26 protein-coding genes and 1 pseudogene are annotated in these 25,871 nt (G+C 68.2%); 12 read left to right on the top strand and 15 right to left on the bottom strand.

Features of this window, described 5'->3' with window-relative positions; genetic code table 11:
* Positions 1-1,356, top strand: a complete 1,356-nt coding sequence (locus tag NC4_RS10425) for a S1 family peptidase (RefSeq protein WP_067535513.1) — start codon at positions 1-3, stop codon at positions 1,354-1,356.
* A gap of 76 nt (positions 1,357-1,432) precedes the next feature.
* The gene (locus NC4_RS10420; RefSeq protein WP_067535510.1) at positions 1,433-2,182 is read left to right on the top strand and encodes a glutamine amidotransferase; all 750 of its coding nucleotides are present in this window, start codon (positions 1,433-1,435) and stop codon (positions 2,180-2,182) included.
* A gap of 1 nt (position 2,183) precedes the next feature.
* On the opposite strand, the pseudogene NC4_RS44470 reads toward NC4_RS10420, so the two are convergent.
* A pseudogene (locus tag NC4_RS44470) lies at positions 2,184-3,708 on the bottom strand (MFS transporter).
* Between the two features lie 73 nt (positions 3,709-3,781).
* On the opposite strand from NC4_RS44470, the gene NC4_RS10410 reads away from it, so the two are divergent.
* A complete protein-coding gene (locus tag NC4_RS10410; RefSeq protein WP_067535508.1) occupies positions 3,782-4,408 on the top strand; it encodes a TetR/AcrR family transcriptional regulator in 627 nt (208 codons plus the stop codon).
* 22 nt (positions 4,409-4,430) lie between these two features.
* On the opposite strand, the gene NC4_RS10405 is transcribed toward NC4_RS10410, so the two are convergent.
* The 5 genes from NC4_RS10405 to NC4_RS10385 form a co-directional block, all read right to left on the bottom strand.
* Complete coding sequence (locus tag NC4_RS10405; RefSeq protein ID WP_174566841.1) at positions 4,431-5,720, bottom strand: dihydrolipoamide acetyltransferase family protein; 1,290 nt, start codon at positions 5,718-5,720, stop codon at positions 4,431-4,433.
* 14 nt (positions 5,721-5,734) lie between these two features.
* Positions 5,735-6,718 carry an alpha-ketoacid dehydrogenase subunit beta gene (locus NC4_RS10400; RefSeq protein ID WP_218020972.1) on the bottom strand — a complete coding sequence of 328 codons (984 nt, stop codon included), beginning with the start codon at positions 6,716-6,718 and terminating at the stop codon, positions 5,735-5,737.
* Positions 6,719-6,735: 17 nt separating this feature from the next.
* A complete protein-coding gene (gene pdhA / locus NC4_RS10395; RefSeq protein ID WP_067535500.1) occupies positions 6,736-7,905 on the bottom strand; it encodes a pyruvate dehydrogenase (acetyl-transferring) E1 component subunit alpha in 1,170 nt (389 codons plus the stop codon).
* A gap of 9 nt (positions 7,906-7,914) precedes the next feature.
* Positions 7,915-9,369 (bottom strand): dihydrolipoyl dehydrogenase, encoded by a 1,455-nt coding sequence (gene lpdA, locus NC4_RS10390; RefSeq protein ID WP_067535497.1) that lies wholly within the window; start codon positions 9,367-9,369, stop codon positions 7,915-7,917.
* 165 nt (positions 9,370-9,534) lie between these two features.
* Entirely contained in the window at positions 9,535-10,728 is a 1,194-nt protein-coding gene (locus NC4_RS10385) for a PucR family transcriptional regulator (RefSeq protein ID WP_084528775.1), read from the bottom strand.
* 75 nt (positions 10,729-10,803) lie between these two features.
* On the opposite strand from NC4_RS10385, the gene NC4_RS10380 reads away from it, so the two are divergent.
* The 3 genes from NC4_RS10380 to NC4_RS10370 are packed head-to-tail and all read left to right on the top strand — an operon-like array spanning position 10,804 to position 13,731.
* Positions 10,804-11,652, top strand: coding sequence for a tryptophan 2,3-dioxygenase (locus NC4_RS10380; protein ID WP_369690722.1), 849 nt, complete (start codon positions 10,804-10,806; stop codon positions 11,650-11,652).
* Complete coding sequence (locus tag NC4_RS10375) at positions 11,649-12,884, top strand: kynureninase (protein ID WP_174566840.1); 1,236 nt, start codon at positions 11,649-11,651, stop codon at positions 12,882-12,884. Before NC4_RS10380 ends, NC4_RS10375 begins: the two co-directional genes overlap by 4 nt.
* Entirely contained in the window at positions 12,874-13,731 is an 858-nt protein-coding gene (locus NC4_RS10370; RefSeq protein ID WP_067535490.1) for a PaaX family transcriptional regulator, read from the top strand. Before NC4_RS10375 ends, NC4_RS10370 begins: the two co-directional genes overlap by 11 nt.
* Before the next feature lie 3 nt (positions 13,732-13,734).
* On the opposite strand, the gene NC4_RS10365 is transcribed toward NC4_RS10370, so the two are convergent.
* Entirely contained in the window at positions 13,735-13,929 is a 195-nt protein-coding gene (locus tag NC4_RS10365) for a DUF397 domain-containing protein (RefSeq protein ID WP_067535487.1), read from the bottom strand.
* Positions 13,926-14,816: a helix-turn-helix domain-containing protein gene (locus tag NC4_RS10360; protein ID WP_067535484.1), complete on the bottom strand. Its 891-nt coding sequence runs from the start codon at positions 14,814-14,816 to the stop codon at positions 13,926-13,928. Before NC4_RS10360 ends, NC4_RS10365 begins: the two co-directional genes overlap by 4 nt.
* Positions 14,817-14,966: 150 nt before the next feature.
* Between NC4_RS10360 and NC4_RS10355 the strand changes: the two genes are divergently transcribed.
* Positions 14,967-15,278 carry a hypothetical protein gene (locus NC4_RS10355; RefSeq protein WP_067535481.1) on the top strand — a complete coding sequence of 104 codons (312 nt, stop codon included), beginning with the start codon at positions 14,967-14,969 and terminating at the stop codon, positions 15,276-15,278.
* 28 nt (positions 15,279-15,306) lie between these two features.
* Here the strand turns inward: NC4_RS10355 and NC4_RS10350 are convergent, their stop codons facing one another.
* A complete protein-coding gene (locus NC4_RS10350) occupies positions 15,307-16,155 on the bottom strand; it encodes an SDR family NAD(P)-dependent oxidoreductase (protein WP_067535478.1) in 849 nt (282 codons plus the stop codon).
* A gap of 186 nt (positions 16,156-16,341) precedes the next feature.
* Here NC4_RS10350 and NC4_RS10345 point away from each other — a divergent pair, with 186 nt between their 5' ends.
* Positions 16,342-16,989 carry a hypothetical protein gene (locus tag NC4_RS10345; protein WP_157554472.1) on the top strand — a complete coding sequence of 216 codons (648 nt, stop codon included), beginning with the start codon at positions 16,342-16,344 and terminating at the stop codon, positions 16,987-16,989.
* A 50-nt stretch (positions 16,990-17,039) separates the two neighbouring features.
* Complete coding sequence (locus tag NC4_RS10340) at positions 17,040-17,201, top strand: transcriptional regulator (protein ID WP_245721591.1); 162 nt, start codon at positions 17,040-17,042, stop codon at positions 17,199-17,201.
* Positions 17,202-17,258: 57 nt separating this feature from the next.
* Here the strand turns inward: NC4_RS10340 and NC4_RS10335 are convergent, their stop codons facing one another.
* Both NC4_RS10335 and NC4_RS10330 read right to left on the bottom strand, forming a co-directional pair.
* On the bottom strand, positions 17,259-18,047 hold the full coding sequence (locus NC4_RS10335) for an AfsR/SARP family transcriptional regulator (protein ID WP_281186264.1): 789 nt from the start codon (positions 18,045-18,047) through the stop codon (positions 17,259-17,261).
* 63 nt (positions 18,048-18,110) lie between these two features.
* Complete coding sequence (locus tag NC4_RS10330) at positions 18,111-18,503, bottom strand: hypothetical protein (RefSeq protein ID WP_067535466.1); 393 nt, start codon at positions 18,501-18,503, stop codon at positions 18,111-18,113.
* A gap of 378 nt (positions 18,504-18,881) precedes the next feature.
* Between NC4_RS10330 and NC4_RS10325 the strand changes: the two genes are divergently transcribed.
* Positions 18,882-19,973 (top strand): sensor histidine kinase, encoded by a 1,092-nt coding sequence (locus NC4_RS10325; RefSeq protein WP_067535463.1) that lies wholly within the window; start codon positions 18,882-18,884, stop codon positions 19,971-19,973.
* Complete coding sequence (locus NC4_RS10320) at positions 19,970-20,653, top strand: response regulator (protein ID WP_067535460.1); 684 nt, start codon at positions 19,970-19,972, stop codon at positions 20,651-20,653. The genes NC4_RS10325 and NC4_RS10320 overlap by 4 nt, the downstream gene beginning before the upstream one ends.
* Here the strand turns inward: NC4_RS10320 and NC4_RS10315 are convergent.
* Positions 20,624-21,358 (bottom strand): SDR family NAD(P)-dependent oxidoreductase, encoded by a 735-nt coding sequence (locus NC4_RS10315; protein ID WP_067535457.1) that lies wholly within the window; start codon positions 21,356-21,358, stop codon positions 20,624-20,626. The two genes, NC4_RS10320 and NC4_RS10315, sit on opposite strands and share 30 nt — an antisense overlap.
* 255 nt (positions 21,359-21,613) lie before the next feature.
* On the opposite strand from NC4_RS10315, the gene NC4_RS10310 reads away from it, so the two are divergent.
* Entirely contained in the window at positions 21,614-22,555 is a 942-nt protein-coding gene (locus tag NC4_RS10310; protein WP_157554470.1) for a UbiA family prenyltransferase, read from the top strand.
* On the opposite strand, the gene NC4_RS10305 is transcribed toward NC4_RS10310, so the two are convergent.
* The 3 genes from NC4_RS10305 to NC4_RS10295 are packed head-to-tail and all read right to left on the bottom strand — an operon-like array spanning position 22,540 to position 25,783.
* Positions 22,540-23,592 (bottom strand): polyprenyl synthetase family protein, encoded by a 1,053-nt coding sequence (locus NC4_RS10305; RefSeq protein ID WP_067536131.1) that lies wholly within the window; start codon positions 23,590-23,592, stop codon positions 22,540-22,542. The two genes, NC4_RS10310 and NC4_RS10305, sit on opposite strands and share 16 nt — an antisense overlap.
* A 56-nt stretch (positions 23,593-23,648) precedes the next feature.
* Entirely contained in the window at positions 23,649-25,247 is a 1,599-nt protein-coding gene (locus NC4_RS10300; RefSeq protein WP_067535454.1) for an AMP-binding protein, read from the bottom strand.
* Complete coding sequence (locus tag NC4_RS10295; RefSeq protein ID WP_067535451.1) at positions 25,244-25,783, bottom strand: UbiA prenyltransferase family protein; 540 nt, start codon at positions 25,781-25,783, stop codon at positions 25,244-25,246. The genes NC4_RS10300 and NC4_RS10295 overlap by 4 nt, the downstream gene beginning before the upstream one ends.
* Between the last annotated feature and the right edge of the window lie 88 nt (positions 25,784-25,871).

Below are 25,871 nucleotides of genomic sequence, written 5' to 3'. Positions count from 1 at the left end.
ATGGGCTGTCCCACCACTGTTCGCCGCACGATTCTCGGCGCGTGCACCATGCTCGCGATCACCGTGACCGCCGTACCGGCCGCTTGGCCGCAACCGCCGCGCCCCGCGCTGCCGGGCCCGCTCGTCGCGGCGCTCGAGCGGGATCTGGGTCTCGATGCGGGACGGTATCTGGCGCGCGCCGAGGCGGCGCAGCGCCTCGCACAGTTCGAGCGCCGGGCGGAGCGGGAATTCACCGAGGTGTGGGCGGGTGCGCGCATGGACGACAAGGGTCGGCCGATCGTGGCCCTCACCGCGGGGACCGGCGAGCCCGAGGCGCGCCGGGCCGCGCTCGCGGCGGGATTCAGCACGACGCAGGTCCTGCACAGTACGCAGACGCTGCGGGCTCGCCGGGCGGAGGTGGAGCGGTGGTATGCCGCGCAGGAGCCCGATATCGCGGGCAGTCTGGTCGCCTCGGCCATCGATGTCACCCGCAATACCGTCGCCATCTATACCAGCGGGCGGCCCATGCTGCCCGAGACCTTGGGACCGGCGCTGGTCTCGGCGGGTAGCGCGGCCCCGATCGGGCCCGCCGTCGCGGGACCCGCCCGGGCCGGGGAGATCGCGGCGCGCGATCCGGGGCGGGAGTTTCACGGCGGCCACGAATACGGCGTGGAGTTCAGCGGCAGGAATGCCCTGTGCTCGCTCGGGTTCCACGCCGCGGCCGCCGACGGCAGCGTCGTCAATATCAGTGCGGGGCATTGCGATCCGAACAATCTCGCGCGGCCGGAAGCCCGGACGGGCGCATCCCAGCCCATTTTCGAGACGGCCGACGACGAGCGCGGCGCGGAAATGGGCCGGTTCGTCAAGGCGATCATGGGGCCGCGCGACTACTCGATCATCCGAATCAACGATCGATACCGGCCCGGATTCGAGAACAATCTGGTGTCCACCGAGACCCGCGGACTCCCGACCGCACCCCCGGCTGCGGAAACCGCCGCGTACTCGGTGACCGCCGCGACGCTCGCCGAACCCCTGGCCCTCGACGGCGTCGCCCTGCCGGTCGTCGGCGCGCCGGTCTGCAAGGCGGGCCGGACCACCGGATTCACCTGCGGCACCATCATCGAGATCGATCGCACCATGTACGCGGGCGGCTTGCCCGGGCGACCGAACGACCGGATCAGGCTGGAGGGCATGTTCGCCGCGAGCATCTGCACCATCGGCGGCGACAGCGGCGGCGCCGGAATCACCGGAACCCGGGCGCTGGGCATTGTGAGCACGGGCAGCAACAACTACTGCACCCCGGAGAACGTCAGCAACTTCCAGCCCCTGCACACGGTGCTGAGCGAGAATCCCGGCCTGCGGGTCCGCGTCGAGTAGTGGCCGGTGTCCGCCACGACTCGCCCAATGCGCGAATACCCGACTGCCGCGACCGCTGATCTCTCACAATCTGAGAATGCCCAAGCCCGTTCTGCTCCTGCAGTTGCGACCCGAGGCGGCTGCCGCGGACGACGAGTACCAGGCCATCCTGCGCGCGGGCGGCCTCGCGGCGAGCGAGGTGGCGCGGGTGCAGATGGATCAGGGGTATCCGGATCTTGATCTCGACGACTACTCGGCGGTCATCGTGGGCGGCGGGCCCAGCAATGTGAGCAGCCCCGAGCAGCGGAAGTACGAGTACCAGCGGGTGTTCGAGCCCGAACTGAAGAAGCTCGTCACCGAGATCGTCGAACGCGACTTCCCGTATCTGGGCGCCTGCTACGGCCTGGGCATTCTGGCCGATGTCCTCGGCGGCGTGGCGAGCACCGGGCGCTACAGCGAGACCGCGGGGGCAACCACCATCGAGTTGACCGATCACGCCCGCGAGGATCCCCTCGTTCACGGCATCGAACCGGCCTTCCGAGCCTTCGTGGGCCACAAGGAATCCTGTCAGCAGGTGCCGCCGGGCGCGGTCCTGCTGGCCGAATCCGCAAGCTGCCCCATTCAAATGGTCCGGGTCGGCACCAATGTCTACGCCACCCAGTTCCACCCGGAGCTGGATGGGACGGGACTCGCGCTGCGCATCGAAATCTACCGGCACGCAGGGTATTTCGATCCGGACGAGGCGGACTATCTCACCGAGCTCGGACATCGCGAGACGATCACCGAACCCATGCGGATCCTGCGACGATTCGCCGCCCGCTATGTCACCGGGGGCAGCGCACCGTAATTCAGCGCCGGGTGCGCCCGGGCGCCCAGGCCGCAATGGCCACGGCCGCGACCAGCATCAGGATGCCGAGAGCGAGGCCCGCTTGCTGAAAGCCGTGCAGGAAGGCGGTTTTGGCGAAGTCGGCCAGCGGCTGGGCCTGCGGGCCCGCGCGCTCGGCGACCTGGAGGGTCGCGGCGAGCGAGTCGCCGACCGGGCCGCGGGCCGCTTCGGGGAGTCGGGGCAGGGCCGGGGCTATGCGGTGGGAGTAACCGGCGGCGAGGACGCTACCGGCAATGGCTATGCCGAGGGCCGCGCCGATCTCGCGGGCGGCATCGTTGACGGCGGCGGCCACGCCGTGTTTGGCCACGGGGGTTCCGGCGACAATGGCGGCCGTCGCCGAGGCGCTGCACAGGCCCATACCGGTGCTCATGATCACGAGGGAACCGAGGACGTCGAGGTAGCCGCTGGTCAGGTCGAGCCGGGCAATGGCCAGCAGGCCGAGGCCGACCAGGACCAGGCCGGGGAAGGTCACCGCACGCAGGCCGAAGCGATCCACCAGGCGATGGGTGAACAGCGAAACCACCACCAGGGGAACGATCATCGGGCCCATGGCGAGCGAGGCGAGCAGCGGCGAATAGCCCAGGATCAATTGCAGGAACTGGACCAGCAGCATGAACAGGCCGAAGGACACCAGGAACTGCATGGTCAATGACAAGGTGCCGCTACCGAATCCGCGATCTCGGAAGAGGCGGACGTCCAGCAGCCGGGTGCGCGGTGCGCAATTCGACGAGAACGAACAGCGCGGCCGCCACCAACCCGCCCGCGAGCGTGCCGAGCACCAGCGGGTCCAGCCAGCCGCGCGCGGGCGCTTCGATGGCGGCCACCACGACCGGGCCGACGGCGGCGGCCGCGGCCAGCGATCCCCACAGGTCGAGCGGAGGACGTTCGGCGGCAAGGGATTCGGAGACGGTGCAGCCCGCGGCCAGCAGTAGCGCGCCCATGATCGTCATACCGAGGAAGACCGATTCCCAGAACAGCCATTGCAGCAGCAGTCCGGAGCCGATGATCCCCAGTGCGCCGCCCGATCCCGCCACTCCGGCCCAGACGCCCACCGCCTGCCCGCGGCGTTCCTCCGGAAAACCGACGGTGAGCAGTGACAGGGTGGAGAGCATGACGAAGGCGGCGCCCACGCCCGCGACCGCCCGCGCCGCGATCAGCCCGATCGGGCCGTCGAACAGCAGCGGAGCCGCCGAGCCGAGCGTGAACACCGCCATGCCCACAATGAGCACCACCCGCCGCCCCCACCGGTCGCCCAGCGCGCCCGCCGGGAGCACCAGACAGGCCAGCGCCAGGGTGTATCCGTCCACGGCCCAGGTCAATTGCTGTTGTGTGACACCGGTTTCGGCGGCGATGGCGGGCAGTGCGGAATACAGTGCGGCCATGGCCGCGACCACCAGCGCCACGGAGAGGCAGGACACCGTCAGCATCCAGCGTTGTGCGCGCGAGAGGCGCGGCGGCGCGAGCGCGCTCTGCCCGGTGGATACCATCGGGACCTCCCCGACGAACAGTACTGACAGTATCGCTACGCTACTCCCGGTATCGAAACTTGGGAAGGAGTGAATTCCGTTGTCCCCCGCGCGCGACAACATCGATCCGGACGACACCGACCCCCGCCGGGCCCGCTCCCGCGCCCGCCTGCTCGACGCCGCCACCACCCTGCTGAAATCCGGTGGGGTGCAGGCGGTCACCATCGATGCGGTCACCAAGCTCTCGAAGGTCGCCCGCACCACCCTCTACCGGCACTTCGACTCCTCGGCCGAGCTGCTGGCCGCCACCTTCGAACACCTTGTCCCGCAGGTCTCCCCGCCCCCGGACAGCGGTCCGCTGCGCGATCGGCTCATCGAGCTCATAGCCCGTCAGACCGTCCTGATCGACGAGGCCCCCACCTATCTGACCACCGTCGCCTGGCTGGCCATGGGCGCGCCGGAGTCGAAGGATCAACCTCCGCAGACCTTCACCAACCTGCGCGACCGCATTATCGAGCAGTACCGCAAGCCCTACGACGACTTGCTGGAGCTCCCCGAGGCCCGGGAACTGCTGGGCGACTACGACACCACCCTCGCCCTGTCCCAGCTGCTCGGGCCGATCGTCTTCGCCAAACTCACCGGGCTGCGCCACTTCACCCGTGACGACTGCGCCCGGCTCGTCGACGACTTCCTCTGCGCCCGGCGCGCCGACCGCCGCTGATCCGGCGGCGGTCGGCATCCGTTCAGGCGATGATGCGCAGCGGGTGCTCGATCAGATCCTTCAACTGCTGCAGGAACTGCGCGGCGACCGCGCCGTCGATGGCGCGATGGTCGGCGGACAGGGTGACCCGCAGAATCTTGCGGGCGATCACCTGACCATCCGAGAGGCGCAATTCGTCCTGCGCCGCGCCGACCGCGAGGATCGCCGACTCCGGCGGGTTGATGACCGCGGTGAACTGTTCGATACCGAACATGCCCAGGTTGGAAATGGTGAAGGTGCCACCGGACATATCGTCGCCGCGCAGCTTGCGATCGCGGGCGCGGGTGGCCTTGTCACGGCTCTCGGCGGAGATCTCCGACACGCTCTTGCGATCGGCGTCGTGGATCACCGGGACCAGCAGACCCGCGGGGGTGGCCACGGCGAAGCCGAGGTTGATCGACTGGTGCCGCAGCAGTTTGTCCCCGGCGAAGCTGACATTCACCGACGGATCGGTGCGCAGCGTGGTGGCGACGGCCTTGACCAGCAGGTCGCTCACGCTGACCTTGCCCTTGCCCGCCTCGTCCAGGGTGCGGTTGAGCTGCGCCCGGAACTCCAGCAGGTCGGTGACGTCGATGGCGCTGGTCAGGTAGATGTGCGGGGCCTGCTGCTTGCTCTCGGTGAGCCGCTTGGCGGAGACCTGCTGAATGGTGGTCAGCGGCACCTCGTCGTAGGCGGACGCAGGGGTCGCCGGGGCCGGAGCAGCCGCAGGCACGGAAGCGGCCGGAGCGGAAGCGGTTGCGGCGGCAGCTGATTCGACGTCCTGGCGGGTGATCCGACCGCCCGGACCGGTACCGATGACGGCGGACAGTTCGATGCCCAGCTCGCGGGCGATCTTGCGCGCCAGCGGCGACGACTTCTTCCGGCCGCCGTCGGCGACGGAAGTCGCTGCGGGAGCGGCATTGTCGCCGCCGGAAGACAGCGCGGCCGCACCCTGGGCGGACACGGGCGCACCTTGGGCGGGCGCGGGCGCGCTGACGGCAGGCACCGGGGCGGGGGCGGCAGCGCTGGGCGCGGGAGCGGCGGCGGAGGCCGCGCCGCTGCCGTCGCCCACAATGCCGATCGGCTCGCCGATGGGCACGCGCGTACCGGCCTCGGCCAGGATCCGCTCCAGCACGCCGTCCTCGTAGGCCTCCAATTCCATGAGGGCCTTGTCGGTTTCGATCTCGGCGATCACTTCACCGGCGGTGACCTGGTCGCCCACATTCTTGAGCCAGGCCGCGATGACGCCGTCCTCCATGGTGTCGGAGAGGCGGGGCATGGTGATTTCAGGCATCGAAGTCTTTCTCCTCAGCGGCGGCGGCCGACGGCGGCCAGGGTCTCCAGCGCCGCGGTGTAGAGCGAATCGGCCGAGGGCAGGGCGATGCGCTCCAGCGGTTTGGCATAGGGCAGCGGCACTTCGGCCATGGCGACGCGGCGCACGGGCGCGTCCAGATAGTCGAAGGCGCCGTCGGAGATGGACGCGGCCACCTCCGCACCGATGCCGTAGGTCAGCCAGTCGTCCTCGCCGATGACCGCGCAGCCGGTCTTGCGCACCGAGGCCACGATGGTGTCGCGATCCAGCGGCCGCAGGCTGCGCAGGTCCACGACCTCCGCCGAGATGCCTTCGGCGGCAAGGCGTTCGGCGACCTGGGTGGCCACGGTCGCCATGCGCGAATAGCCGATGAGGGTGATGTCGGTGCCCTCGCGGGTGACCGCCGCCTTGCCGATCTGGGCGGGCGGCAGATCCTCGGGCACCTCGCCCTTGGTGTTGTAGAGCGACAGGTTCTCCAGGAACAGCACCGGATCGTCGTCGTCGATGGCGGCCTTGAGCAGCGCGCGGGCATCGGCGGGCGTGGACGGCGCGACCACCTTCAGGCCGGGCACGAACGCGTAGTACAGCTCGATGTTCTGCGAATGCGTCGCGCCCAGCTGCTGCCCGCCGCCGCCCGGGGTGCGGATGACCATGGGGACATTGGTCTGGCCGCCGAACATGCCGTAGATCTTGGCGGCGTGATTGACGATCTGGTCCAGCGCCAGCAGCGAGAAGTTGATCGTCATGAGCTCCACGACCGGGCGCAGCCCGAGCATGGCGGCGCCGATCGCGGCGCCGACGAAACCCTCTTCGGCGATCGGGGTGTCGCGCACCCGCTTCTCGCCGAATTCGGCCAGCAGCCCGGCGGTGATCTTGTAGGAGCCTTCGAAGACGCCGATCTCTTCCCCGATCAGGAAGACGTCCTCGTCGCGCCGCATCTCCTCGCGGAGGGTCTCCCGCAGCGCTTCACGGTAAGTCATGACTGGCATAGCGATCCTCAGGCGGTGAAGAGCGGGTCGGCGGGCAGGCGGCGGGAATCGCCGGGCACCGGGGTGGCGTAGTTGTAGTCGAACAGGCTCGATGGATCCGGATGCGGGCTGGCATCGGCGAAGTCGACCGCCGCCGCCACGCTGTCGCGGACCTCCCGTTCGATCTCGGCCACAGCCTCCTCGGTGAGCACACCGGCCGCGACCAGCGCCGTGTGCCAGCGGTCGATCGGGTCGTTCTCCCGAGCGCTCGAAACGGCCTCGGAGCTCCGGTATTTGGCCGGGTCCACGACCGAATGGCCCTTCAGCCGATGGCTGACGGCCTCCAGCAGCGCCGGTTTGCCCTCCGTGCGAGCGGCTTCGATGAGTTCGCGGGCGGTATCGCGCACGGCCAGCACATCGGTGCCGTCCACGCGTTCGCCGCGCATGCGGTAGGCGGCGGCCCGCTTCCACAGATCCGGTTCGGCCGAGGACATCTCGACCGTGGTGCCCATGCCGGTGCCATTGTTGATCACCAGGAACACCACCGGCAGATGCCACAGCGCCGCGATATTGAGCGACTCGTGGAACGCGCCGATATTCGTGGTGCCCTCACCCATCTGGCACACCACGACATCGTCGTCACCGCGGTAGTCGATGGCCAGGGCCGCGCCGATGGCCAGCGGAACCTGGCCGCCCACAATGGCGTAACCGCCCAGCAGCCGGGTCGCGGTGTCGTACATGTGCATGGAACCGCCCCAGCCCTTGGAGGTGCCGGTGGAGCGGCCGTACAGCTCGGCCATGACCCGGCCGGGCTCGATGCCCTTGGCCAGGGCGTAGCCGTGCTCGCGGTAGTTGGTGAACAGGTAGTCGGTGGGGCGCATGGCCGCGCCCAGGCCGATCACGGTGGCCTCCTCACCGAGGTTGAGGTGGCAGTAGCCGCCGATCTTGGCCTGCTGGTAGGCCTGTGCGGTGCGCTCCTCGAAGCGGCGCACGAACAGCATGTCGCGGAAGTAGCCGCGCAGGGTGGCGGCGTCCTCCCCGGCCACCCGGGCGTCGAAATCGTCTGTGGCACTTGCCGTCTCGATGTCGGCGGCGCTGGCCGTCCCGACCGCGGCGGTCTCCGCGGCCCCGGTGGTCTCGGCGGTCGCGCGGGCGGTCTTCGACCTGGTGGTCTTACGGGCTGCGGTGGTCGTGGTCACGGGGCCTCCTCAACGCTTCCGCGGCGCTACGTGGACCGGCAGGCCGAGCCCGACCAGGGCGGCCTCCATTCCGATCTCGCCGAGGGTGGGGTGGGCATGAATGGTGTCGGCCAGCTCGTCGAGCGTCGCCTCCAGCGAAATGGCCAGCGCGCCTTCGGCGATGAGATCACTGGCCGAGGGGCCGATGATGTGCACGCCGAGCACCTCGCGGTGCTTCGCGCCCGCCACGATCTTCAGGAATCCCTCGGTGTCGCCGAAGGTCTGGGACCGGCCCAGGGCCGCGAACGGGAACTTGGCGGTGAGCACCTCGTGACCGGCGGCGCGCGCGGCGTCCTCGGTGAGGCCGACGCTGGCGATCTCCGGATGGGTGAAGGTGGCCGCGGGAATGACGTTGTAGTCGATGTGCGCCGGGTGACCGGCGATCACATCGGCGGCGGTCAGGCCCTGATGTGAGGCGACATGGGCGAGCAGCGCCTTGCCGGTGACGTCGCCGATGGCGTAGACGTGCTCGACGCCGGTGCGCAACTGCTCGTCCACCGGAATGAATCCCCGTGCATCGGTGTCGATTCCGGCGACGTCCAGGCCGAGATCCGCGGTATTGGGGCGGCGGCCGACACCGATGAGCACGATATCGGCGTCCAGGTCACGCGCCTTGGGGCCGCCGACGGTGACCCGCAGGCCCGAGTCGGCCTGCGCGATGGACTCGACGGTCGAACCGGTGAGCACCGTAATGCCGCGCTTGCCGAACGAGCGGCCCAGCGCCACGCCGATCTCCTTGTCCTCCAAGGGAACCAGACGATCCTGGAGTTCGACGACGGTGACCTCGCTGCCGAAGGAGGCGAACAGGCTCGCCCACTCCGCGCCCACCGCGCTGCCGCCCACCACGACCAGGCGACACGGCACCTCGGCCAGCCCGAACGCGCCGTCGGAGTTGATCACGCCGGGCAGGTCCACGCCCGGGATCGGCAGCCGGGCCGGGGTCGAACCGGTGGCGACGATGATGTCGCGGGCGCTGATCTCGCGGACGCGCGTGCCCGTCGGCGCGGCGGCGTAGCGCGGCCCGCCCTCGAAGACCGGCGACGGGCCCGCCTCGTACACCTCCACCGTGGTGGGGCCGGTGAATCGGGCGTGGCCTTCGATGACGGTCACGCCATTGGCCTTGAGCAGCCCGGCGACGCCGTCGGTCAGTCCCTTGACGATGCCGTCCTTGCGCTGGCGCACGACGGCGAAATCGAAGCGGACATTGTCCGCGTGGATACCGAAATCCGCCGCGGCGGTCATGGTCTGGTAGATCTCGGCGGATCGCAGCATGGCCTTGGTCGGGATACAGCCCCAGTTCAGGCAGACCCCGCCCGGGCGCTCCTTCTCCACCAAGCCCACGGACAGGCCGCGCTGGGCCGCGCGAATGGCGGCCACATAACCGCCGGGGCCGCCACCTATCACCAGCAGTTCCAAGTCAGGCACTCGTGGTGCTCCTCGGTCGACGTTCCTCACACCCGGAATGTGGTGCGGGTCATTTGACGTCGAGTCTTGGCCTGACGGACTGCACAATCAATCGCGTCGAAGCCCAGTAATCCCACTTCGAGATTGGGCGCAGCGCCCAATGTTAACTCTCCGGTAGGCCGCCGTTCAGCGGCCGTCGAGTTCGAGCGCGGCGAGCGCGAGCGACAGTTCCACATAGGCGCGCTGCCCCTCCAGCGACCGCCCGAGCAGCTCGGAGACGCGCTGCAGGCGGTTGATCACCGTATTGCGATGGCAGTGCAGAAGCCCGGCCGCGTGCGCGGCCGAACGGTTCTCCGCCAGCCAGGTCCCGAGTGTGCGCAGCAGCACCTCGCGCTCCTTGACCGGCAGCGCGAGCACCGGGCCGAGCGTGCGCTCGATCAGCAGATCGCGCAGATCGGGAGACCGGACCAGCAGCGCCTCGGGATACCGCTCGTCCAACGCCACCAGTTCCGTCGCGTCGCCGGGCAGGGTCGCGAGCGCGAGCAGGGCCAGCGCGTGCGCGGAATTCACCTGCGCCAGACCGGGAACGGCGGGCGAGACCCCGGCCCGGCCGCGTACCAGCGGCCGCAGCCTCCGCAGCACGGCGTCGCGGTCGTAGCGCTCCAGCGAGATGAGCCCGATGGTGGTGTCCACCCGGCTGTGCCAGACCGAGCGAATTCCCCATGCGGCCAGCGCGGTTTCGCCGCCGGTGAGCACGGCCCGCCCGTCGGTGCGCGCCTGTGCGGCCACCACCAGATACTCCCCCTGGACGGGCAGTTCGAGTTCGCGGGCCGCCCGGGCCGCGAAGGTGGCGTCCTGCGCCCGCCCGCCCAGCAGATCCTCGATGAGCGCGTGCCGGTAGCGCTCGTCGCGGCGGACCTGGTCGAGTTCGGTATTGCGATACGAGGTGACCAGCGCCGAGGACAAGCCGTCGACCACCGCCCACATGGCGGTCCCGGCCTCCCGGATGTCCTGCGGTCCGACGCCATCGGCCTTGTCCAGCAACGCTTCCCAGACAATGCCGCCGCCGAGCCGGAAGGTCCGCAGCATGGCCTCCAGCGGCACGCCCTGTTCGGCGCGCTGTTTCCCGATGGCCGCCGCCACATCGTCGTGCTCCGGATCGCCGCCCGCCCCGCCCAGCAGGTCCAGAATCCGGGTCAGGTACTGCCGACAGCCGTCGCGCAGCTGCGCCTTGGGCACCGAGGTGTAATCGGTCCATTCGGGGTTGTCGGTGAAGATCGCCGAGAGCAGCCGCTTGGTCAGCACCGGGATATCGGCTCGGCGAGCATCCGCGAGTTTGCGGGTGCTCGGAGTCGAAAGCGCAGGTAGCGGCGATGCCATGACAGGTGACATTACCTGCTGGGCGGAAACCACGATTCTCTTATGACATTTTCCTGCCGGTCGTCACGATGATGTATTACCGTGGAGTGGACAGCACCGAACCACCGGGGATCCGCCATGACTCTCAGTTACAGCTCCTATCTCGAGCTGCCCACCCTGCTCGGCGCGCAACATCCGGTCAGAACGCCACCGCAGCACGACGAAATGTTGTTCATCATCCAGCACCAGACCACCGAGCTGTGGCTCAAACTGGTGCTGCACGAATTGCACGCGGCGCGAGCGGCTTTCGATACGGATGAGCCGGAGGTCGCGCTCAAGGCGATTGCGCGGGTCAAACACATCCAGCGGACGCTAACCGAGCAGTGGTCGGTGCTGGCGACCCTGACGCCCACCGAATACGCCCGCTTCCGGCGGTTTCTCGGGCGGTCCTCCGGATTCCAATCGCATCAGTACCGGGCTGTCGAGTTCCTGCTCGGTATCAAGAACCCGGCCATGCTGCCGGTGTTCGCCGACCATGCCGAGGCGCGGGCCGACCTGGAGGCGCTGCTGGCCGAGCCGACCCTGTACGACGCGTTCTGGCGGCATCTGGCGCGGACCGGGCTGGCGGTGCCGGAGTCGGCGCTGCACCGGGATGTGACGGCGAGCTATGCGCTGAATCCGGAGCTGCTGCCGCTGGCCAAGGCCGTTTATCAAGCGCCGCAGGAGTATTGGCCGGTGTACGAGGCCTTCGAGGAGCTGGTCGATCTGGAGGAGAACTTCCAGCTGTGGCGGTTCCGGCATCTGTGCACCGTGTTGCGCACCATCGGAACCCGGCAGGGCACCGGCGGGTCCAGCGGCGCGGGATTTCTGCAACGCGCCCTCGATCTCAGCTTCTTTCCGGAATTGTTCGCAGTACGCACCGAAACGGGGGATCTCACATCATGACCACGGCACCGACCGACTTCGCCACCCGCGCGAGCGCGCTCGACGCGGCGGATCCGCTGGGCGATTTCCCGCGCCGCTTCGTCGGCAGCGACGATCCGGAGATCGCCGCCTATCTGGACGGCAATTCACTGGGCCGTCCCCTTCGCGGGACCGCCGAACGGATGGCCGCCTTCGTGACCGACGCCTGGGGCGGGCGATTGATTCGTGGCTGGGACGAGCAGTGGTTCGAGCTGCCGCTGAGGTTGGGCGACCGGATCGGGGCGAGCCTGCTCGGCGCGGCCGCGGGGCAGACCACCGTGGGTGATTCCACCAGCGTGCTGCTCTACAAGCTGGCGCGCGGCGCGCTCGCATCGCGGCCCGGACGCACCGAGATCGTGCTCGATCGCGACAACTTTCCCACCGACCGGTATCTGATGGAGTCCATCGCGAGCGAACTCGGGCTCACGCTGCGCTGGATCGAGGCCGATTTCGCCGGTGGCGTCACCGCCGAGGACCTGGCCGGAGTGGTCTCCGAGCGCACCGCCCTGGTCACACTCAGCCACGTCGCCTACCGTTCCGGCTATCTCGTCGATATGCCCGCCATCACCGCCGTCACCCATGACGCGGGCGCGCTGCTGCTGCTCGATGCCTGCCATTCGGTCGGCTCGGTGGAGATCGAACTGGATTCCTGGGGCGTCGATTTCGCGGCGGGGTGCACCTACAAGTACCTGAACGGCGGCCCCGGCGCGCCCGCCTTCGCCTACGTGAATGCCGAGCTGCTGCCGCGGTTCCAGCAGCCGATCTGGGGCTGGATGGGCCGGGAGAACCCGTTCGACATGGCCCAGGGCTATATCCCCGCCCCCGGAATCCGCAGGGTGCTCAGCGCCAGCCCCGGAATTATCGGCATGCTTCCGATCCAGGACATGCTCGATCTCATCGAGGAGGCGGGCATGCCCGCGGTGCGCGCCAAGTCCGTGGCCCTCACCGAATTCGCCCTCGACCTGGTGCACGAGTGGCTGGCGCCGCGCGGCGTGACGGTCTCCTCTCCCGCCGACCCGGCCCGCCGCGGCGGGCACGTGACCATCGATCACCCGGCATTCCGGGAGATCACCGCGCGCTTGTGGAATCGTGGTGTGATGCCCGACTTCCGTCAGCCGCACGGCATCCGCATTGGAATGAGCCCCCTGAGCACCACCTTCCACGAGGTCCTCACCGGGATCACCGCCATCCGCGACGAACTCGATGCCCGCTGACCTCCACGACGCCGGGGCGAGCGCGATTCTCGACGATATCGACGCCCGCCCCGGCAGCGTGACCTCCCTGGCCCGCACCATCCTGGGCGCCTACGTCCGCGAACTCGGCGGCTGGATCGCCATCGCCGACTTCAGCACCCTCCTGGCCAGTCTGGACGTACCCGAACAGAGCGCCCGCACCACCGTAGCCCGCCTGAAAAGCAAAGGCGTCCTGGACCCCGAAACCCGCAACGGCCGCAGCGGCTACCGCCTCACCCCCGCCGCCGAAGCCATGTACACCCGCGGCGACCCCCGCATCTTCGGCTTCCGCCAAATGACCGAATCCGACCCCTGGCACCTCATCTCCTTCACCATCCCCGAATCCGCCCGCGCCGCCCGCCACCAACTCCGCCGCCGCCTCACCTCCATCGGCTGCGGCACCGTCTCCCCCGGCCTCTGGATCTGCCCCCACTACCTGGCCGCAGAAGCCACCGCCATAATCACCGCCCTCGGCCTGGCCGACTACGTAACCTCCTTCCGCGCAACCGATTTCGCAGTACCCGACAACCCCCGAGCCGCCGCCGCCCGCTGGTGGAACCTCCCCTCCCTGGCCGCCCTGCACCAAGCCTTTCTCGACAACCACAGCGCCACAACAGAACTCGGCACCCTCACCGACGAACAAGCCTTCCGCCTCTTCATCCCGCTCCTGGACGAATGGCGCACAATCCCCTACCTGGACCCGGGCCTCCCCGATTCCATGCTCCCCACCGACTGGCCCGGCCCCGCCAGCGTCCGTCTCTTCGCCGACGCCAGAAAACGCTGCCTCGAACCCAGCCGCCGCTGGGTCCACGCCCACACCCGTACCTAACCCCTAGCCGCCGCCGATGACCTTGGCGGTAAAGGCATTCCACTCACCCGGACTGAAGATCAACGCGGGCCCAGCGGGATTCTTGGAGTCACGGACGCCAACCCCACCCCCGTCCAGGAACGCGACTTCCACGCACGCGCCGCTACTTTCGCTGTAACTGCTCTTGAACCAGTTCGCCTCGGATAGCTCGATCTTCACCGCTCGTAACTCCTTGTTGCCCGCCGCAGCAGGTCTCGTGTGGTGTCCTCGTCGAGAGCAGTCGCCCGCAGCGCCGCAACCAATTCATGGTAGCGCCGCAAATCATCGGGCTTTTCGAGGTAGACATCGTTGCTCATCTGAATCTCGTGGTAGACCACGGGCGGTTCGATCGGCCTGCCTTTGGCATCGGTGCCGAAATACAGAATGACGAACGGGCCATGCAGCAATCCCCAGGTGCAACCCGCCGAGAACGGATGTATACGCACAGACACATTCGCCGGTTTGCTGATCTCCGCTAGGTGCCGGAGCTGGGCCGCCATGATGTCGCGGCTGCCGATCACGCGATGCAACGCCGACTCGTGCAGGAGCACATCGAGTTTCAGTGGGCGGGTCTTCCGGGTGACGATTGCCTGGCGTTTCATACGCAGTTCCACTCGACGGTCGATGGCGTCGCTGCTGTCGCCCCGGTAGAAGGCACTGATGAGCGCTCGTGCGTAGTCCGCGGTCTGCACCAGACCCGGGACGTGTTCGTGATACGTGATCAATTGGCGCGCCGAAGCCTCCAGGCCGACGTACATGTTGAAGGTGTCGTTGAACAGGCCGCCGAACGCGTGGTACCAACTCGTCACCTTCGCCTGTTCAGCCAATTCGACCGCCCACTCCGTGTTCTCGGGCGAGATCTCATAAATCTCGCAAAGGGCACGGACATCACGAATTCGGACCTTCTTCACGCGCCCGGCCTCGATGCGTTGTAGCCCAGGCTCGCTCAGTTCGACCATTTCGGCGGCGATCCTCTGCGTCAGCCCGAGCGCTTCGCGGGCTTCGCGAAGGAACCGGCCGAGTTGGCGGCGGGGCAGGGTCGAGGGTTGATTGCCGGTGTCACTCATGAGGTCTCCCCGGAAAGTGAAGGTGACAGCGCCCGGTTTCCGAAGCTAGGTGTACCGCAGATCTGTGGTTCGTCGTGGCGATTTGAAGCAATTCGATCTGAAGCTTCAGTTTTGCCCATCTGCACTGGTCGCCGGTGGTGTGCTGAGGCCATGTCCATCGACGACCAGTGGTCCGAGGACCGCGATCAGATCGAGCTTCAAGTCATCCAAGATGTTCTCGACACCGTCGAAACCCGACTGCGCGACCGGGAACGGTGTGGGTGGCAGTTGACCGTTCCGCGCTCGCGGATCTACGCGACCGTTCTGCTCGCCGTGATTCTCAGTGCTCGCGCCACCCACGTCGTCCCGGCCACGCTCGACCGGGCCGCCATTCTGGCCGCCATCTTCGACGGCGCCGAACCCGCCAAGGCCGGGCGGCCGGTCGACGACGTCATCCGGGATCACACCGTCAGCGCGAACTGAATCCGCTACCGGGACGGGCGAATACGGCCTACTGCATGCCCGGCGGCTCCAAGGGGGTCAGGTTCTCGCCATTGAGGATGGCCTTCATTCGATGCTCGATGTGGCCCTTCCACTCGGGGTGGGTCAGCACATAGAGGCGTTCCTCGCGAATGGCCTGTAGTACCTGATCACCGACGGCTCGCGGGCTGGTGCCGTGGGTGAAATACTCCCGCACCGCATCCATTTCCAGGTCGGCCGGGAGCGGGCTCGGGCCGACGTCGGGGAAGCGGCTCGGGCGGTTGCGGTCCGAATCCAGGATTCGGGTGTTGACCACGCCGGGCATGAGGACCGAGATGCGGGGTTTCAAGCCGCCGCCGACCAGCTCCATATGTATGGTCTCCGTCAGCGCGACGACGGCGGATTTGGTCGCGCCGTAGATCCCGGAGCCGCCGACCACACCGGCGACCGACGCCGTATTGACGATGTGCGCCTCCTCGTCCTGCTCGATCATGATCGGCAGGAAGGTGCGGTGGCCGTGGACGACCCCCATCAGGTTGACCCCGATCACCCAGGCCCAGTCGTCGAGCGTGCTCTCCCAGACCGGCATACCGCCCCCGGCCACACCGGCGTTATTGCACAGAACGTGCACGGCCCCGTACTTCCCGAGCGTCGCCGCCGCCAGCGCGGCGACATCGTCGGGATTCGCCACATCCGTCACCACGGCGTGCACATCCCCACCGCCCGCCAGCAATTCGGCGGCCGTCTTCGCGAGCGCATCCTCCTCCACATCTCTGAGCACCACCCGCATTCCCGCATCGAGGAACGCCTCCGCCATTCCCCGCCCGATCCCACTGGCCGCCCCGGTCACAACCGCGACCTTGTTCCGCAGATCCCGCACAGCGCCTCCCCTCACGCCCGGACAAGACCCGCCAACCGTACGACGCCGACCCACCCCCGCACATCAGCCCTCGGAACGATTTTCCGAATGCGCTATTGCCGCGCGAAAGGCGTGGGATACCAGGGAGATACGCCGCGCTGTGAGAGTGGGAGATGCCTAGACGACAGCGTCAGAAGGAGCAGACAAATGTCCGAGGCATTGAGTGAGGCATTGTGTGAGAATCCGGGTTGCGGCGGCGCCGCAACCGATGGGGCGTTCGTATGCGCTGATTGCCTGTCCCGGTTCTGCGAGACCTTGAGCCGATTGCCGGTGCTGTACGCCCGATGTGGGGAGTTGTTGCAGGGCGAGCGCACTCGCGGGCTGCCGCGGGCGCACGGCGGGCGGCGGGAGGGGATCGTGCTGGCCGATCCGCCGGTCGAGGCGCGGGCGGAGATCATGGCGCTGGTGACGTCGTGGGCGGCGCTGGTGGTCGACGAGGCGCGCCCACCGCGGCGTCCGCGCCGGACCGTGCCGATACTGGTGGAATTCCTGCTCGCACAACAGAATTGGCTGGCGGCGCATCCGGCGATCGTCGACGCCATCGAGGAGTTCGTGGCGGTGCACGGGCTCGCCCAGGGGGCGGTGGAACCCGGACCGGACCGAATCGAGGTCGGCCGTTGCGACCGGCACGGGTGCGGTCAACCGGTGTACGCCCACCTGGGCGGCTCGGGCGCGACCAGCCGCCTGGTCAGCTGCGCGGCGGGCCACAGCTGGCAGCCACATCAGTGGCTGGCATTGAATCAGCGTGTGGGACACCGACGCCGGATGAGTCAGCGGGCCGAGTCGGTGGCATGACGACACCGCCGCTCGGTCGGCGCCGGACCCCGCCTCCCGGGCGGCGCCTGGTGCCGACCGAGCTCGCGGCGCTCGCCGCGGGCGTGCGGAAGGAGACCATCCGGAAGTGGGCCAGCCGGGGCAAGCTGACCCGCTACGGCACACCGGGCCGCGCCGAGTACGACCTCGCCGAGCTCCTCGAACTACGCGGCGCACCGGATTCCATCCAGTAATCACGAAGCACGGCAACAGCTTTCCAGCTATTGCCGTGCTTCCTTCGTGCGCACGGCTCACCCGGCCCGCCGGGCCGGTTCGAACAGCGACGGCCGCGACAGGCTGCCGCCGCCCTCGAGAATGGCGCGCTCCAGTCCGCGCAGCTCGTCGGAGGGCTCCAGCCCCACCTGCTGAATCAAGGTGGCGCGGACCCGCCGGTAGACCTCGAGCGCCTCGGCCGGACGCCCGCACCGATACAGTGCCAGCATCAGATACCCGTAGGCTTCCTCCCCCAGTGGATGAGCATCGATGTGCGCCTGCAGATCCGGGATGATCTCCCACGCCCGATCCAGCGACAGCTCGATACGAAACCGGGTCAGCTCGGCGGCCATTCGCCGCTCGGTGAGCGAATAGGAAATGCGCTGAATGCGGCTGCTGGGCACATCGGCCAGCACCGGCCCGCGCCATAGCCCCGCGGCCTGACGCAGCGCCCCCAGCGCCGCGGCGAGATTGCCATTGCTCTCGTGCATCCGGGCCTGGGCGATCAACTCGTCGAATCGCGCGCTGTCCAGGGCGGAACCGTCGACCGCCAGCCGATATCCCGGTGCGCGCGTCTCGATGGCGATGGGGCAGCGACTGTCGGCAATGACGCGACGCAGCACCGAAACACAGATCTGCAGCTGTGACCGGGCCGTCGCCGGTGGCTCCCCCTCCCACACCGCATCGGTCAGACTCGCCATCGAGGTGACGCGATTCGCGTTCAAGGCGAGCGATCCCAATACCGCGCGCTGGCGGTACGAGTCGAGCCTCGGTATTCCGACAAGACCTTCGATCTCCAACGGACCGAGAATTCTGATCCCAACCATGCTGTGTCCATCCATATCGACCGGACTTCCCGAGCGACGCCTTTGTCGCTTCCACCCTTGAAATCAAAGTCGACCGCCACCGGCCCGCCAATCCGTGCTATGGGAGGAGGCCGCACCGAAAGTAGTAGTACCGATGGATAATTCGATGACCACCAGGACCAGGTCCCGGTCCGCGAGATTGGCGGGACGGTACGGCAGGGGCAGCTCGCCGCCGCGCACCACCCGACCGACGGACAGCATCGTCCGGCACAGTACGCGATCGCTCTCGTCGATCAACTCGACGGGCCCGCCCGCGAGCACGACGGTGATCGACGGGCCGGTGTCCCGGCGCAGGCTGCCGCACTCGCCGGGCGGCACCCGCTCCATCCAGCAGGTCACGCCGTCCTGGTGGGCGAGGAAAGTGCGGTTCATTTCGTCCGATCGGGCCGGGCCCGCCGGAATGTAGTCAGACATCATGTCCAATCTCCGCCGTGGAGTATTCGAAGTGCCGTCTCGATAGCAGCACGGTGCGGGTGACCGGACAACACGGTTGCACCCTAAGAGAACTCGACTGCTCCCAACGGACCAAAAGATGATTGCGCTAATCAAGAACCGACCGGTTTCATTCGATCGCGACGAGGGTCACCCGGCAGCAATCACCCGAACCGTACTGGGCGGTAAAGCTTTCCGTCCGAGATTCCGCAAGTCCCCTGAACGCTGGGGTAGGCTTCGATCTAGTTCGAAGCCGAGTCTCGGGTTCCGAATCCCGAGGCGGGCGAGTGAGGCAGGGGTGAGAGTTGTGGTCGGCGGGAATGCCAGTGAACCAGCACAGCCCGGCGCCACCCCCGCGACACCGTGTCAAACGATTTTTCCGAGCGGTTCCAGGCCCGCATTCCCGATCTCGTCGCGGCGTACAAAACCCGCCTCGGCGAGATCGGCAGCCCGCTGGTCTCCAATGCCGAGGCCTGGCAACAATGCGAGCTGCAGGCGCGCCGGATCTTCGACGACTGCGCCCGCAGCCTCGCGACCGGCGCGACCACCGTCACGCACATCACCGACGTCTTCGACCTGGGCAGCAAACGGGTCCGGCAGGGCGCCCACATCGCCCATTCGGTCCAGGCGGGCAGCATACTCACCGATCTGACCACCACCGCCCTCGCCGACTGCGCCGCGCGACTCCGCGCGGACCAGTCCGCTCTCATCGCCGCCGTGCGCGCCATGCAGCAGGGCATCAGGCTGCGCCTGGAGTCCGGATCCATCGGCTACGACGCCTTCCTGTTGCAACGGGTGCGCGAGGCGCACGAACAGGGACAGCGCCGCCTGGGCCGCGAGATCCACGACCACATCGGCAATTCCGCCAGTCTGGCGCTGCGCCAGATCGAGCTCTACGAGCTGGAATGCGAACGGGCGAGCAAGGATTCGGAGGCGGGACAGCCCACCGAGGTGTCCCGGCACGTGCGGGCCGCCAAGGAGGCGATCCTGGAGACCATTGCCCGCAGCCGCGAGCTGGTGAGCGAACTGCGCCGCCCGGACGTCACCGGCTCCCTGGAGACCGCGCTGCGCGGATTCGCCGCCTCGCTGGGCCAGACCGGGGTGCCGCTGCAGATGTGGGTGCGCGGCAGCGACGCCTGGATTCCGGGTGCGGTGACCGAGGAGCTGTTCATCATGGTGCGGGAATGCCTGCGCAATGCCTACACCCATGCGGGTGCCGCCACCGTCGTCGTGCACATCGATATCGCACCGCATGAGGTCCATGCCGAAATCATCGACAATGGAAAGGGTTTCGACGTGCCCGCGCTGCGTGCCTCCGGGCACGGCAATGGCCTGCTCATTCTGCAGGAGCGCTCCGACCTGGTCGGCGGCACGGTGAATATCGATTCCGCCCCGGGCCGCGGCACCCGGGCGACCCTCTGGATTCCCATCGCTCAGGAGAAACCGACCGTATGAGTCCCAGTCAGATCCGCATCCTCGTGGCCGACGATCACACCCTGCTCCGCGAGGCACTGTGCGATCTGTTGCGGGCCGAAGCCGATTTCGAGGTCGTGGCGCAGGCCGCCACCGGAACCGGCACGATACAGCTGGCCGGTGAGCATCGCCCGGACGTGCTGCTGCTGGATCTCGAAATGCCCGAGAGCGATCCGCCGGAAACGGTGCGGCGCTTGCTGTCCCAGGATCCGGCGCTGCGGATCATCGTGCTGAGCATGCACGACGAACAGCAGCTGGTGCAGCAGCTGCTGTCGCTCGGGGTCCGGGGCTATCTGCACAAGGGCGCCGGACGGCACACCCTGACCTCGGCCATCCGGCAATCGGTCGGCGACGGCCAGCAGACGGTCACGCTGTCGGTCTCCCCGGAGAGCCTGCGCGCCCGCGCCGAGGAGCCGGAGGACCCGGGCACGCTCTCGGCCCGCGAACGCGAGGTGCTCATGCTGGTGGCCGAGGCGCTCAGCAACCGCCAGATCGCCACCCGGCTCGGGGTCACCGAGGCCACGGTGAAGCGCCACCTGCGCAATATTTTCACGAAGCTGGAGGCGGTATCCCGCATCGACGCCGTCAATCGGGCGGTCGAGCGGGCCCTGATCTCGCGGAAACGGGCCGGATTACCCGATACCGCCCGCGCCTGGCAGTGAGTGCGGGTCCGGATGCCGGGTTTCGATCATCCGTCCCGAGATGGCGGCCCCGGCCTCCGAGACCAGGAATTCCACCATGGACGCCGTCTCGTCCTCCACGGCGAGACAGCAGTCCGGCCGCGACCGGCCGCTGTTGTGCGCGGCCTGCCGACCGCAATTGACCTCCGCGACAACGGTGTTCACTCGGACGCCGTGCGATCCGAGCTCCTGGGACAGCGTCTCGGTGAGGGCGTGCAGGGTCTCCCGGACCACCAGATCGTCGGGACGTCGCGCCGAGATATCGGTCTGCGCCACATTGACGATTCGGCTGTCGCCGGATTCCACCAGATACCGTTCGGCCGCGCGGCTGACGAGCAGTGGCGCCCGCAATCGGGCCTGTACCAATGCGTCCCAGTCCGGTGGCTCCGAAACACCTTGGGCGCGACCGGGAAAAGGATCGTTCACCACCAGCGAGGGTGGTCCCAGCCGCTCGGCGACGCGCAGCACGGTCGCCTCCGCCTCGTGCAGATAACCCAGATCGGCGCCGAATGCCCACAGCCCCGCCCGTCCCCGCCCCACCGAGTCCAGGGCGGTGTCACACCATGAGGCCCGCAAATCCACCAGGGCGATGGCGAACTCGCGTGCCGCCAGCCTGCCTACCACCGCCGCTCCGAGGCCGCCACCGGCGCCGGTCACGATGGCCACCCGGTTCCCCCCGTTCTCCATGCCAAGCTCCTTTCGTCGAAAAGTACAGAAGTCGGGTCACGACCATGACCACCCGACTGTCCGATCGCACGTGAGCGCCGAGCCTACGCGACCGCCGGGATCGAACGACCCGGCCGCGGCGGGAATGCTGCGAAAGTAGCAGTTCGACGGCGTACCACTACTCCTTTTCACCTGTCGGACAGCCCTATTCGGTCCGGTAGGTGTACCGGTTCGGGGAATATCCGAGGACTCGAGTCAAGAATAGCGTTGCTCACCATGCAGATGGATATTGCAGCAATTGATTTCACCGCTGGAAAAACGATTTGGTCCGATGTCATTCGCTTTTCGAAGGACTTTCTGCAGGAATCCCGGATCTCGGTTCAGATCAGCTGTCTGATTCGTTTCTGCACCGCGGCCGTCCTGGGCGCCTCCATGCTCGACGGCCAAGTCTGGATCGCGGCCCTGACCTGGGTGTTCGCCACCCTCGCCGCCTATGTCTTCAATGGCGTCATGGATGTGACCGAGGACCGGGAGAACGGTTCGACCCGGCCGATCAGCCGCGGTTCGCTGCCGGTCCCGATCGCCGTGGGCGGGGTGGTCGGCGCCGGTGCGCCCGCCCTGGCCATTGCCGGGGTCGTGGACGCGGGCGGCCTGCTGCCCATTCTCGTACTCGCCCATTTGACTTGCGGCTACGCCTATTCCGGCGGCCCGATCTACGGCAAGCGGCGAGGCAGCACCGCCGCCCTGCTGGTGCTGGGCATGGGCGTGCTGACCTACGCGGCCGGTTGGGCGGCCGCTGGCCAGCAGGGCGGGCTGCCCGTGCTGGTGCTCGGCACCGCCATGTCGCTGTGGATGGCCGGAGTGGGCGCGCTGGTCAAGGACCTGTCCGACGCCGAGGGCGATGCGGCGGCCGGTCGCCGGACCCCGGTGGTGGTCTGGGGCGAGGGGCGCGTGCGCCTGCTGGCGAGCTCCAACGCCGTCCTGATCTCCGGTGGATACCTCTGCGCCACAATGGTTTTCGCTCCGGTGCTGGCGCCTTCGGCAATCGCCCTGGCGCTCGGCGCGGCGGCGGTGGGCATCCTGTGCGCCACCACCCGCCGCGCCGCCACCCGCACCGGCCGCCGCCTGCCGTACCGGGCCTTCATGGTGACCCAGTACTCGGTGCATCTCGCGATCCTCGCCACCCTGCTGCTGGCCGGGACTCACTTGTCTCGGTAGGCGACGGCGTGCGCCAGAGAGATCAACTCCGCCCGCCGCTCCGGTGCGAGACCGGCATCGGCGAGCGCCGCACCACCCTGCACCACCAGTCCGGCGATGTGGTTCTCCACCGCGCCGGACATCTCGCTGTCCAGCAGCCGCCGCCGCAATTCCGCGCCGCCCGCCTCCGGCCCGTCCACCAGCGCCCGCACCGCGGGATCCCGCTCGATGGCCAGCGACAGCACCGGCGTCATCTTGTGCCGTTCCAGATCCAGCTGCGCAGGTTTACCGAGAGTGTCGCTGTCGCTGAACATATCGAGCAGATCGTCGCGCAGCTGGAACGCCTCGCCGACCGCCAGACCGTAGAACTCGAATGCCTCGGACAGATCGGCGCGACCGGCCAGCAGCGCACCGATGAGCAGCGGCCGATGAATCGTGTAGTTAACCGATTTCAAATTTGCGATGGTGCGCGACAGCTTCGGATCACCGGTGAAACGGGCCGCCGCCACCACATCGAGATGCTGGCCGATCTGCAGTGCCGCGCGCAGCTCGTTCCAGGCGCCCGCCACGGCGGGTGCGGCCGAAATCGCCTGGGCCATGAAGAAATCGGCGTAACCCAGTGCGAGATCACCGGCCAGCACGGCCACGCTCTCCCCGAATCGCCGGGATTCGCCCTGCCAACCGAGAGCGCGATGGCGAGCAGCGTACTTCGCATGGACCGCCGGAGCGCCGTGGCGCAGCGGCGAGTCGTCGAACACGTCGTCGTGGATGAGCGCGCTGGTGTGCAGGAACTCCAGAGCGACCGCCGCGGCGACCACCGCGGGGTTACCGGGCGCACCGCCGCCCGCGAGATATCCGGTGATGCAGAACCCCGGCCGGATGCGCTTGCCGCCGGAACGCATCAGATCGGCAATGGATTCGATGGTCGCACCGGCCTCGCTGTCCAATCCGGACCAGCGCGCGTGTTCCTGCTCCAGGAATTCCAGAGCTACTTTCTCGGCGCTCGCCATCATGTCGTCGTGAGCGGTCTGAACGTCGATCTCGGTTGCCACGGTCATGTTCGTGGTACCGCCTTTCAGCGAATCATTGTCGGATGTCACGGGTGCCCGGCCAGCTACGCGCGCACGATCTTCCCCGAGCCTTTGCGCGGAATCTCGGCCACCACGACGACATCGCGGGGCACCTTGTAGCGGGCCAGGTGGGATTTGACGTGCGAGCGGATCTCGTCGGAATCGAGCTCGGCGCCGGATTGCGGCATCACGAAGGCCCGCAGGCGCTGGCCGAAGTCCGGATCGTCCACGCCGACCACCGCCGCATCGGCGATATCGTCCCGGTCTGCCAGGAGATTCTCCACCTCGACCGGGTAGACGTTCTCACCGCCGGACACGATCATGTCGTCGCTGCGGCCGTCCAGGAACAGCAGGCCGGTGGCATCGAAATGGCCGATATCGCCGGTGGAGATCATGCCCGCGCGGCGGTCCTTGTCCCGGCCGTCGGTGTAGCCGCCGAAACTCAGGCCATTGGCGACGTAAATGATTCCGGGCGTATCGGTTTCGGTGATCACGCGGCCGTCCGGATCGAACAGCGCCACCCGCACGCCCACCGGCGGGCGGCCGACCGTACCCGGGGCCCGGCGCAACTCCGCGGGCGTGGCCACCGAGACGGCGGCGACCTCGGTGGCGCCGTAGTTGTTGTAGAGCACGTCGCCGAAGGCCGCGGCGGTGCGGGCGCTGAGCCCCGGCGAGATGGCCGACCCGCCGCTGGCGACAATGCGCAGGGACGAGACATCGTATCGGGCAAGGACACCGGGCCCGAGATCGAGAATGCGGGTCAGCATGGTGGGCACCACGATGAGGGTGTCGGCGCGGTGCCGCGCCACGCTCGCGAGCGTGGCCTCGGCGTCGAACTTGCCGCGACCGAACACCACGGCCTTGCCCAACGCCATGGCGAGCGTGAACTGCCCCAAACCGGTGGCGTGGAACAGCGGCGCGGCGATCACCATGACGCCGCCCCGGCTGAGCGGGACGCGGTCCAGCAGCTGGGCCGACTGTAGTGGCGAAATACGCTTCCGCACAGCGCCCTTCGACGTTCCGGTGGTGCCGCTGGTGAGCAGCACCAGGCCGCCGGATTCGGCGGACAGCGGGAGCGGATCGGTGGAGTTGGCGGCGATCAGATCGTCCACGGTCGGCGGCAGCTCACCCGTCCGCCGCTCGTCGGCCGCCGTCCGGAACCGCCGCACGCTCGACGGCAGAGCGGTTGTGGCGTCGGCGAATTCGTCGTCGTAGCAAAGGACGGTGACGCCTTCGCGTTCGGCCACATCGCGCACCTGCGGCCCCGCGAAGCCGGTGTTCATGATGACCAGCCGGACGCCGAGCTTCCCGGTCGCGATCATGGTGGCGACCAGGCCGCGATGGTCACGAGCCAGCACCTCGGCGGTATCGCCGGGTCCGATACCGGCGGCGGCGAATCCGCGCGCCAGCGCGTTCGACTGCCGTTCCAGCGCACCGAAAGTGAGGCTGCCGCGGGCGTCGAACAGGGCGCGCCGGTTCGGGTCGTACCGGGCCGTATAACTGATCATGGCGGGGAAGGGACCGCAGTGCGCGGCGATCTTGGCCGAGCGCAGATCCGCCCCGAAGTGACCGGGATGGATGAAGCCGCACTTGACGAGCACCGCGAGCGATTTCAGCACCTGTCCGGTGCGCTCGAGGCTCATGACAGCACCAGCGCGAGCGCGAGACCCAGACCGACCGCATCGGTGCTGCGGAAGCCGAGCACCACCGCGCGCTGCACCTGGCCCTCGACCAGACCGGCGCGAATCTGCATGACCCGCAACACGATCGCGGGCGCCACGCAGATCACCAGCAGCGGATTCAGCGAGCCGATGACGAACGGCGCGACCAGCAGAACGAGACTCAACACCGACAGCACCGCGATCAGCCCACGGTAGATCGACGGCGGGACGACCGCCTCCAGGGTGCGCCGCCCGGCCGCCAGATCGCCGACCCGGTCGCCGAAGTTGGCGTAGGACACCACCAGCAGCATGCAGACACCGACCAGCAGGCCGATGAGCACCGAGTCGGTCGACCAGTGCCGCGCGATGAGCCAGTAGGGCCCGAGCACCTCGGCCACATTGACCAGGAAGATCACGAACTCCAAACCGCGGGGGCGGTAACTGAACTGGTACAGCCAGGAGTACTGCACCGCCACGGCCACCACCAGGAACCAGCCGATCAGGAACGGCAGCGGCACGTCCCCGCCTAGCGGGAGCAGCAGCGCCAGGCCCGATCCCAGGGCGAGCAGTCCGGTGAGGATGCCCCTCGCGCTCGGAGACCATGCC

Origin of the sequence: Nocardia crassostreae (assembly GCF_001613405.1) — a bacterium.
GTDB lineage: Bacteria > Actinomycetota > Actinomycetes > Mycobacteriales > Mycobacteriaceae > Nocardia > Nocardia crassostreae.
Note: the sequence above shows the minus strand (reverse complement) of the source record. Positions and strands in the feature narration are given on the sequence as shown.

Coding starts and splice junctions, on each gene's coding strand:
- NC4_RS10420 (WP_067535510.1), top strand. CDS start 1,433: ATGCCCAAGCCCGTTCTGCTCCTGCAGTTGCGACCCGAGGCGGCTGCC.
- NC4_RS10345 (WP_157554472.1), top strand. CDS start 16,342: ATGTCCGAGGCATTGAGTGAGGCATTGTGTGAGAATCCGGGTTGCGGC.
- NC4_RS10385 (WP_084528775.1), bottom strand. CDS start 10,728: ATGGCATCGCCGCTACCTGCGCTTTCGACTCCGAGCACCCGCAAACTC.
- NC4_RS10305 (WP_067536131.1), bottom strand. CDS start 23,592: ATGACCGTGGCAACCGAGATCGACGTTCAGACCGCTCACGACGACATG.
- NC4_RS10400 (WP_218020972.1), bottom strand. CDS start 6,718: ATGACTTACCGTGAAGCGCTGCGGGAGACCCTCCGCGAGGAGATGCGG.
- NC4_RS10405 (WP_174566841.1), bottom strand. CDS start 5,720: ATGCCTGAAATCACCATGCCCCGCCTCTCCGACACCATGGAGGACGGC.
- NC4_RS10335 (WP_281186264.1), bottom strand. CDS start 18,047: ATGGTTGGGATCAGAATTCTCGGTCCGTTGGAGATCGAAGGTCTTGTC.
- NC4_RS10355 (WP_067535481.1), top strand. CDS start 14,967: ATGTCCATCGACGACCAGTGGTCCGAGGACCGCGATCAGATCGAGCTT.
- NC4_RS10360 (WP_067535484.1), bottom strand. CDS start 14,816: ATGAGTGACACCGGCAATCAACCCTCGACCCTGCCCCGCCGCCAACTC.
- NC4_RS10370 (WP_067535490.1), top strand. CDS start 12,874: ATGCCCGCTGACCTCCACGACGCCGGGGCGAGCGCGATTCTCGACGAT.
- NC4_RS10320 (WP_067535460.1), top strand. CDS start 19,970: ATGAGTCCCAGTCAGATCCGCATCCTCGTGGCCGACGATCACACCCTG.
- NC4_RS10300 (WP_067535454.1), bottom strand. CDS start 25,247: ATGAGCCTCGAGCGCACCGGACAGGTGCTGAAATCGCTCGCGGTGCTC.
- NC4_RS10310 (WP_157554470.1), top strand. CDS start 21,614: ATGCAGATGGATATTGCAGCAATTGATTTCACCGCTGGAAAAACGATT.
- NC4_RS10425 (WP_067535513.1), top strand. CDS start 1: ATGGGCTGTCCCACCACTGTTCGCCGCACGATTCTCGGCGCGTGCACC.
- NC4_RS10315 (WP_067535457.1), bottom strand. CDS start 21,358: ATGGAGAACGGGGGGAACCGGGTGGCCATCGTGACCGGCGCCGGTGGC.
- NC4_RS10375 (WP_174566840.1), top strand. CDS start 11,649: ATGACCACGGCACCGACCGACTTCGCCACCCGCGCGAGCGCGCTCGAC.
- NC4_RS10330 (WP_067535466.1), bottom strand. CDS start 18,503: ATGATGTCTGACTACATTCCGGCGGGCCCGGCCCGATCGGACGAAATG.